The 8,663-nt window shown below is 51.0% G+C and carries 6 protein-coding genes; all 6 read right to left on the bottom strand.

The window, feature by feature from the left end; genetic code table 11:
- On the bottom strand, window positions 1–2,915 hold a 2,915-nt coding region (gltB, locus tag AC06ND_RS03065), incomplete at its 3' end, for a glutamate synthase large subunit (protein ID WP_475677527.1).
- A 6-nt stretch (window positions 2,916–2,921) separates the two neighbouring features.
- Complete coding sequence (locus tag AC06ND_RS03070; protein ID WP_475677528.1) at window positions 2,922–4,133, bottom strand: ammonium transporter; 1,212 nt, start codon at window positions 4,131–4,133, stop codon at window positions 2,922–2,924.
- Between the two features lie 29 nt (window positions 4,134–4,162).
- The gene (locus AC06ND_RS03075) at window positions 4,163–4,510 is read right to left on the bottom strand and encodes a P-II family nitrogen regulator (protein ID WP_475677529.1); all 348 of its coding nucleotides are present in this window, start codon (window positions 4,508–4,510) and stop codon (window positions 4,163–4,165) included.
- A gap of 277 nt (window positions 4,511–4,787) precedes the next feature.
- The gene (locus AC06ND_RS03080) at window positions 4,788–5,291 is read right to left on the bottom strand and encodes a hypothetical protein (protein ID WP_475677530.1); all 504 of its coding nucleotides are present in this window, start codon (window positions 5,289–5,291) and stop codon (window positions 4,788–4,790) included.
- Window positions 5,292–5,315: 24 nt separating this feature from the next.
- On the bottom strand, window positions 5,316–7,328 hold the full coding sequence (locus tag AC06ND_RS03085; protein ID WP_475677531.1) for a TonB-dependent receptor plug domain-containing protein: 2,013 nt from the start codon (window positions 7,326–7,328) through the stop codon (window positions 5,316–5,318).
- Window positions 7,329–7,338: 10 nt separating this feature from the next.
- The gene (locus AC06ND_RS03090; RefSeq protein ID WP_475677532.1) at window positions 7,339–8,469 is read right to left on the bottom strand and encodes a DUF4249 family protein; all 1,131 of its coding nucleotides are present in this window, start codon (window positions 8,467–8,469) and stop codon (window positions 7,339–7,341) included.
- Window positions 8,470–8,663 lie beyond the last annotated feature (194 nt).

Genomic DNA, 8,663 nt, shown 5'->3' on the forward strand with positions numbered 1-8,663 from the left:
TGTGCAAGGTCCTCGATAGAGTAGATGTCATGGTGAGGTGGTGGCGAAATGAGGGTCACGCCAGGGATAGAATGCCTGGTCTTCGCAACGACCTCGTCAACCTTGAATCCAGGGAGCTGGCCACCCTCTCCAGGCTTCGCGCCCTGAGCGACCTTGATCTGGATCTCCTCTGCGTTCACGAGATACTCCGCAGTGACGCCGAAACGTCCGGAAGCCACCTGCTTCACCTTGCTGGAGAGCGATACTCCGTCCACGGTTTCATGATATCTGCTGCTGTCCTCGCCGCCTTCACCGGTGTTGGACTTTCCCCCGATGGCATTCATAGCGAGAGCAATGGTCTCATGAGCCTCCTTGCTGAGAGCGCCGAAACTCATCGCACCGACGATGAAATGCTTGATGATATCCTCTACAGGCTCGACCTCGTCAATGCTGATAGGCCTCTTCTTGAAATCGAGGAAATCCCTGAGGAAGATATGCTCTTCCTTGTTGTCCACCGCCAAGGTAAACTCCTTGTATGCGGAATAGTCGCCAGTCCTTACTGCGTTCTGGAGAAGCTTCACGGTCTTAGGATTCCATGCATGGACTGCCTTGGGAGCAGCCGGAGCCTCGTCCGCGTAAGCCATGTCGTGGAGCTTCACAGCATCAGCCGCAATCCTGTCGAGTCCGATTCCACCGACAGGAGATCCGGCCGAAGTGCCGAAATACCTGCTCAGGAGAGAATCCGAAAGACCTATGGTCTCGAAGGTCTTGCAACCTCGGTATGACCTGATGGTGCTGATACCCATCTTTGCCATTATCTTCTTGAGGCCCTTGTTGATGGCCTCGATGTAGCCGTTCTGTGCGGACTCGTAGTTCATCTGGATGGCACCGGCGCTCACGAGCTCGTCGATGATACCGAATACCATGTACGGATTGACACCCGATGCTCCGTAACCGAGGAGGAGTGCCACGTGCATGGTGTCCCTGACCTCGCCGCTCTCGACGATGAGGGCGGTCTGGACACGCTTTCCGGTCGCGATCAGGTGGTGATGTACCGCGCTGAGCGCAAGCAGTGCAGGTATCGCAGTGTGGGTCTCATCCACTCCGCGGTCGGAGAGTATGATGTAGTTCACGCCCTCATCCACGCATTTCTCGCACTTGTGGCAGAGGCTCTCGAGGGCATACTCGAGATTGCCGGTGAAGGTCGTGCTGACTTTCTGGGAGCTGAAGCCCTTGTAGCCGAGAGAGCAGAGCACCTCGAGCTGGGTGTTGGTGATGATAGGCTGCCTGAGCTTGATCATTCGGCAGTTCTTCTCATCAGGATTGAGGATACCAGGGCCGACCTTACCGATGAATGCGGTAAGGGACATCACGAGAGACTCCCTGATAGGGTCTATCGCAGGGTTGGTCACCTGCGAGAATCTCTGCTTGAAGTAGTTGAAGAAGCTCTGCGGAGTCTCGCTGATGACTGCGAGAGGCTGATCCCAACCCATAGCGCTGATAGGCTCCGAGCTGCTCTCGCACATAGGCTTGATGGTCTTCTCGATATCCTCCTTGCTGTGGCCGAACATGATCTTCTTGCGTTCGATATCAGCCACGGAATGCTTTGCCTTGCGACCGTTCTTAAGGGAGTCGAGCTCGATTCGGTTGGTGTTGAGCCACTGACGGTAAGGGTACTCGGTCGCCATCCTCTCCTTGATCTCGCCGTCATAGTAGATTCGTCCCTCATGGGTGTCGACCATGAGGATCTTTCCTGGCTCGAGACGGCCTTTCTCGGCAATCTGTGCAGGATCGATGTTGATGGCACCGACCTCGCTGGCAACGATCATCGTATTCTTCTTGGTGATGGCATAGCGGGCAGGACGCAGACCGTTTCTGTCGAGCATACCGCCGGCGTAGCGACCATCGCTGAAGAACAGTGCCGCAGGACCGTCCCACGGTGACATGAGGATAGAATAGTACTCGTAGAACGCCTTCACGTCCGAAGAAATAGGGTTCTTCCTGTTGAAGCTCTCAGGGACGAGCACGGACATCGCCTGAGGCAGGCTCATTCCGCTCATCATGAAGAACTCCACGGCATTGTCGAGGCTCGCCGAGTCGCTCATGTCCTTCTGGAGAAGAGGTGTGATGTCGGAGATGTCGCCGAGCTTACCCGTGTTCATGACGCTCTCCTGGGCTGTGAGCCAGCTGCGGTTGCCGTTGATGGTGTTGATCTCACCGTTGTGGGCAAGAAGACGGAATGGCTGAGCGAGGCTCCAGTCAGGGAAGGTATTGGTCGAGAACCTCGAGTGCACGAGCGCAAGGCCGCTGGTGAACCAAGGACTGGAGAGGTCAGGATAGTATTCCTTGAGCTGCTGGCTGGTGAGCATGCCCTTATAGACTATGCTCTTGTTCGAGAGCGAGCAGATGTAGCAGTCCTTCGAGTCTGGGATTCTCTTCTCGATGTGCTTGCGTATCCTATAGAGACAGATTTCCAGATCCTCGTCCTCCATGAAGTCACGGTAGGTCACGAAGATCTGTTTCACGTCAGGCTCGCTCGCCAGCGCAGCCTCTCCGAGGCATTCAGAGTTCACGGGAACCTCTCTGATATGCGCGAGCACGCAGTCCTGTCCTTCTATCTCCTCCTTGATTATGTCAAGGAAGTATTCCTGTTTCTCCGGATCCTTGGGCAGGAACACGAGTCCTGTTCCGTAAGCACCCTTCTCCGGGACGGGGATGCCCTGGAGAAGGATGAATTCATGTGGGATCTGGACCATGATGCCGGCACCGTCGCCTGATTTTCCGTCAGCACCCTCAGCACCTCTGTGGCGCATATTCTCGAGGATTGTCAGGGCATTGTCCACTATCTCGTGGTTCTTGTTGCCCCTGATGTTGACGACCATTCCGACGCCGCAGGCATCATGTTCGTTCTGGGGATTGTAAAGTCCGTTGTTCATATATCTTTAGTTGTTGTAAGCTGTTTCACCGTGCTCATACACGTCGAGTCCCTCTTCCTCTATCCTTGGCTCCACCCTGATGCCGAAGAACTTGTCGAGGAGCTTGAGCACTGCATATCCGAGGCAGAAGGCCCATACCATGGTAACCACTGCGCCGAGAGTCTGGATTCCGAGCATATGGAATCCGCCACCGTAGAAGAGTCCGTCTTCCATGGCGAAAAGTCCTGTCATCACCGTTCCGAGGAAGCCGCAGAGACCATGCACGGACACAGCACCTACAGGATCGTCTACTCGGCAGACCTTGTCAATGAACGCTACGCATCCTACCATCGCACATCCGCATACGAGACCGATGATCGCTGCGCCGCCGATGCTCACGAGGTCACATCCCGCGGTGATACCGACGAGGCCGGCGAGCACGCCGTTGCATACGAGCGAGAGAGATGGCTTTCCGTAAACTATCCATGTGAGGAAGAGCGCTGCGATTCCTCCAGTCGCTGCAGCCATGTTAGTCGTACACATCACGTGTGAGATGGCGATTGCGTTCTCTGCACCTTCCGCTGCGAGCTGCGAACCTGGGTTGAAGCCGAACCAGCCCATCCAGAGGATGAATACTCCGAGTGCTCCGAAGGAGAGGTTATGTCCAGGGATTGCTACCGACTTACCGCTCTTGGTGTATTTTCCGATCCTCGGGCCGAGCACCATCGCACCTGCAAGGGCGATCACTCCGCCGCAGAGATGCACCACTGTCGATCCGGCGAAATCGTGGAAGCCGAGCTCAGAGAGCCATCCGCCACCCCATGTCCAGTGTCCTTCGATAGGATAGATCAGGACGGATATGATGATAGAGATCACGATGTACATGGAGAATTTCGTACGCTCGGCCATACCTCCGGACACGATGGTCGCGGTGGTGGCACAGAATACGGTCTGGAATATCAGCGTACACTCCGCAGGAATGTTCGAATCGCCGATGAACGACCAGTCAAAGAGGTGGATCTCACCGATGAAGCCGTTTCCGGCACCGTGCATGAGGCCGAAGCCTATGAACCAGAAGAGAACGGAGCCGAGCATGAAGTCGACGAAGTTCTTCATCAGGATGTTGGCAGTATTCTTGGAACGGGTGAATCCCGCCTCGACGAGGGCGAAACCAGGCTGCATGAAAAACACGAGCATTGCCGCGAGAAGTACCCATACTGTATCAAGTCCGCTTATCATAATTCAATCGTTTTAGAGGTTAGACATCGTTACTTCCTATCTGCGAGAACGGTATCGCCGTGTTCACCCGTCCTGATGGACCATGTGTCGTCTACAGGGCTCACGAAGATTCTTCCGTCTCCGATCTCACCTGTACGGGCCGCCTTCATGATCGCATCGACAGCAGGTTGGACGAATTGGTCGCGGCAGACGATGGTGATCTCGATTCTGGAGATGATGTCCGTACTGTACATCACGCCGCGGTAGATCCTGTCCTCACGGTCCTGGCCTATTGCCTTGACCTCCTTGTACGAGAACCAGTTGATGTCCGCTTCAAACAATGCTTCCTTGACCTCTTCGAAATGGGTCTTTCGGATAATTGCTTCAATCTTTTTCATGGTATCGAATATTTAAGTCCGTTTGTAATACCTTTAAAAAAGAGGAAGGCTAGTCCTTTCGGACCAGCCTTCCTTTTATCCTATCTTTCAGTTTTCTTCAATATGCCATCCGGCTGTAAAATGACACGCTACTGCTGCAGGACCTTATTCTGGTTCTGCTTCTGGCGATTCTGATTATTGATAGAAAACTTCATTCCCGATTTGTCTTTCAACAAAGGTAACAATTATTTTTTAAATTTTTACAAAACGATTAAAAATTTTTCAAAACTCCATGAAACTAATGCAACCGACGATATGTCACGCCATCAAATTCCATTACGCCACGGGACAATCTTGTCATGAACACCGGGACGAAACGCTTGACCAAAGGCGCATTCGGGTCAACAAATGAAGATAATCCACCCCCGCTGTCTGGGACATAGGTTTCCATATAAAGTCTTCCCTTATCAACATAAAACCGGAGAGGCTCATCACGAGTCTCCGGAGAATTTGGAGAAAACGTGTAGTACAAGGTCTGGCCACCTTCTTCATAGAAGGCATACCCGGTGAACTGCTTTTCATAGTGCACATCCTTTGATTCGTCCTTGTAACTGAACGAAATGGAATAATCCCCGCTCAGGTCCTCATCCCAACTGAAGACACTGACTCCAAAATCGATCTCACCTTTGGCATGTACTGGCATCCAAGACGTCCCCACCAATTTATCTGCAGACACTTTCACGTCGTCCTTGGAACACGAAACAACGCTGGCCAGAAGAACGGAGACAACAATGTTTTTCAAATTAAAACGCATACTCAATTACAATTAGAAACTTATTCTATAACTCAAATTTGGAAGGATAGGTATAAGCGCAAGCATCCTCCAGTCATTGGCGCGTGTATCGTAATAGATCATGAACGGGTTGAAATGGTTAGTGACATTACATACACCCACATTAAGGTCATGAGCTATCTTACCCGTATGGAAAGTGTGCATATAACCGATATCAACCCTGAAGAGATTCGGCATATGATAATTGTTCGTTCCGGAATAGTAATCGCCCACAAGATCTCCGGAAGGAGTATGAATGACATAATCCTCAGCAGCGGCCATCTCCCATTGGCCACTCTCGAATATGACTGTCAGGTTTATCCCCTTCCACTGGGCAGAGGCATTTAGTACATGCTCCCTGTCAAACCTCGCATGGAATGGCTTGCCTCGGTTGACCTTTTCGAATCCGAATCGGGTCGTCCTCGACCATGTGTAAGACAGGTTCGCTCGAAAATCCTTTCCGGAATACTCGTAGAAAAGCTCTGTACCATAAGAACGTCCCTCTCCTACACTCACATCATTGTACCACCGTGACAGTGCTCCTGCGAACAACGCCTGTCCGTAGACAAAATAGACGACATCATCCATCTTCTTGTAGAAGCCGCCGAACGACAGATGATGACGGTCTTTACGGAACACGGCATCAACCGCCGCCTGATGTGCAGATTCGGGTTTTACATTTTTCATCGAAGGCACAATCATGTCCAGAGACCATCCAAGAGGTAGCCCTTCCAGCGTGTGATAGTACTGAACGACTCTGTCGAAGGTCGCCTCCAGCGCAAATCCCTTGGGTAGTCTGAGCCTTGCATGAATGTCCAGTTCCGGATCGAAACTCTGAAAAATGTTCTTGAAATTACGGAAATAACTACCCTTGACGGAAGCATTGAGGGTGAATATATCCCCATAAGAATACCTCGTTTGGAGGTAGACGCCTGCGAGCAGCGTGGGAGCAGGCTTGATATTCGGGTTAGTGATGCCGGGATAGAATTCCGCATAGCGCAGGTTTGTTCCCCAATCGAGGCAGACGGCGTCCGAAAGGTCTGTACGGAAATTGGCTGTCAGCTTGCTCTCCTTCAGTTCGGAAGTGATAAACTGATAGTTCCTTGTACCATGGAATGTCTTCCACTCATCCTGAACCGTAGAAAATGCGCTGTATGAGGCGGAGACGTCGAACTTCAGGACATCACCTTTGTGATCATACTTAAGCAATGACACAAGATTCTGCCACCCCATCTTTTCCTTTGAATTCTCGTTCAATTCGAAATTGTACATGTCACGACTATACAGGAACGATGCGGAAAGCCGGTCCCGTTCTCCCATCTCTGCGCCCAGCTTTGCATAAAAATCACCCACTCCTGCACGAAAGTTCCTCACGACGGAGAATGTTTCCGGAAAAATTTTACGGAATAGCATGTACTCGTACTGAAGAGGAGATATCCTACCGGCTAGAAGATATGACACAGCCTTGCGCTTACCCAGCATTCCCTCCGACCCTGCTCCCAGAAGGAAATTGTTGACCGAGACATTGGTCCTCACCTTGTCGTCTGGAACATCCTTGGTCGTTATGCTGAGGTGGGATGACGTAAGGTTCATGTCCGCTCCGGTAAAGCCTCCCTTGACCAACTTTGCCCCTTCGATAACCTCCGAAGGAAGCACGTTGGTAAGGCCCAGCAGATGGGAGAAGCCATAAATTGGGACACCGTCGACGGAAAAGAGGTTGTTTCCCATATTGCCACCCCTCACGTACATTGCAGTTCCGCCATCGGCTCCCATACTTACACCAGGTAGAGTCTGTGCCCACCGGATAGGATCGCCTTCACCCAGAGGAGACACTATACCTCGAATCTCCTTTATTCCAGTCGATATCTGACCCAGGCTCCTTTCCTGATTTCTGAATGCCGTCTTGACGGATGCACGTAGCGTATCTCTCCCATCGCTCAGGCTGTCTTGCCCTGAGACGGTCAGTGGGAGCAACACGGACATCAGCACAATTACACTTCGCTTCATAATGGTTTGATTAATAAATGGGAAGTTCTGTATCCTCATACCACAATGAAAACCGCATCTCCCAGGGCAATATCTGCATGACCTGACCTGAGAACACCCCTATACCGCCATTGATGTTGCTTGGCACATTGTCTCGCAAAAACACGGACGCATAGTCGGGAGATTCCCTTTTCTCCAGCATCATGTCGATTCTCCTATAGTACTCTTCAAGTACAGACGGCGTACTCTCAACAATTATGAAAGCATCCGTCTCTTGTTGGTATAACGGACTAATATCTTCTGCGCCTACAGAGACAGTAAAATATTGACATTGAGAAAGTGCCTCTTTGGCATCAAACACCAGTCTGCCATCCAGAAAAGGCCGTCCACATACAGTAGGGTAAGGGATGACATACCATATATAGTCAGAAAAGATCGTACGTGCAGTATTCCTTAATCTATCGCCGGGATAAGTATTGCCATAAATATTATCCTCACGTACATTCTCGACATCCGTAGCGATCCTCTTTGCATATACACGTTCCCCTGTTGACTTATCAAGACGAAACCATCTGACAGACACCCTTGCTTCGGAAGGACGCAGTTTGTAGCAGGTCCCGTTGGTGTAATGGTATTTCTCCGGGAGATCAGAAGGATTATGGGACCTGTCCACAACGTATTTGTCCGGGTCAAAGTCATGCTCGTGGCCTGGGATCCCGTCATCGAAAAGAAGACCAATTTGAAAAGCAGAGCCTTCTATATGGCAGCATTCCACCGGTGGTGGCATGACACACTGGGCCCAGATATGTTCACGTCCGTCAATGTCTACTTCCAGCTTATATTCATGATCAGCAATCGGAACATACCCCAGAGTCCAACGTCCCTCCCCTGCATGAGAGAATTCGCCAATGTATCTTGATTCCGTAAGATCATACAGGACCGCCACAGCAGATTCTATCTGCTCATACGAATCCTTTGACCTGCCCTTAGTCAGTCCCAAACGCATTGTCTGTTCCTCCGTAGAGTTGTCCAGAACACACTCGACTACGACCGTAGGCTCCACCTCCTCCGCAACCAGGTCCACGACCTTCACGCAGGACTGAACCGCCACGAATCCGAAAACAAGCGCTGCCACGAATATGGCTCCACGTTCAACACCCATAATCCCAAATCAAATTAAGACCCGTAAGATATCACCGTCATTTCTCCTCGAGCAGTATTGATTCCATTCGAATACTCATCCACTCGATCTGTTGATACAAAATTACTTTGTTTGAGCTTAGTATATGACAATTTTTGAAATTGTCGGGTTTAATATGTTGATTATCAATTAATTATATTGCAAAAGACCCGGAA

Source organism: Candidatus Cryptobacteroides sp. (assembly GCF_056207615.1).

Coding starts and splice junctions, on each gene's coding strand:
- AC06ND_RS03070 (WP_475677528.1), bottom strand. CDS start 4,133: ATGATAAGCGGACTTGATACAGTATGGGTACTTCTCGCGGCAATGCTC.
- AC06ND_RS03075 (WP_475677529.1), bottom strand. CDS start 4,510: ATGAAAAAGATTGAAGCAATTATCCGAAAGACCCATTTCGAAGAGGTC.
- AC06ND_RS03085 (WP_475677531.1), bottom strand. CDS start 7,328: ATGAAGCGAAGTGTAATTGTGCTGATGTCCGTGTTGCTCCCACTGACC.
- AC06ND_RS03090 (WP_475677532.1), bottom strand. CDS start 8,469: ATGGGTGTTGAACGTGGAGCCATATTCGTGGCAGCGCTTGTTTTCGGA.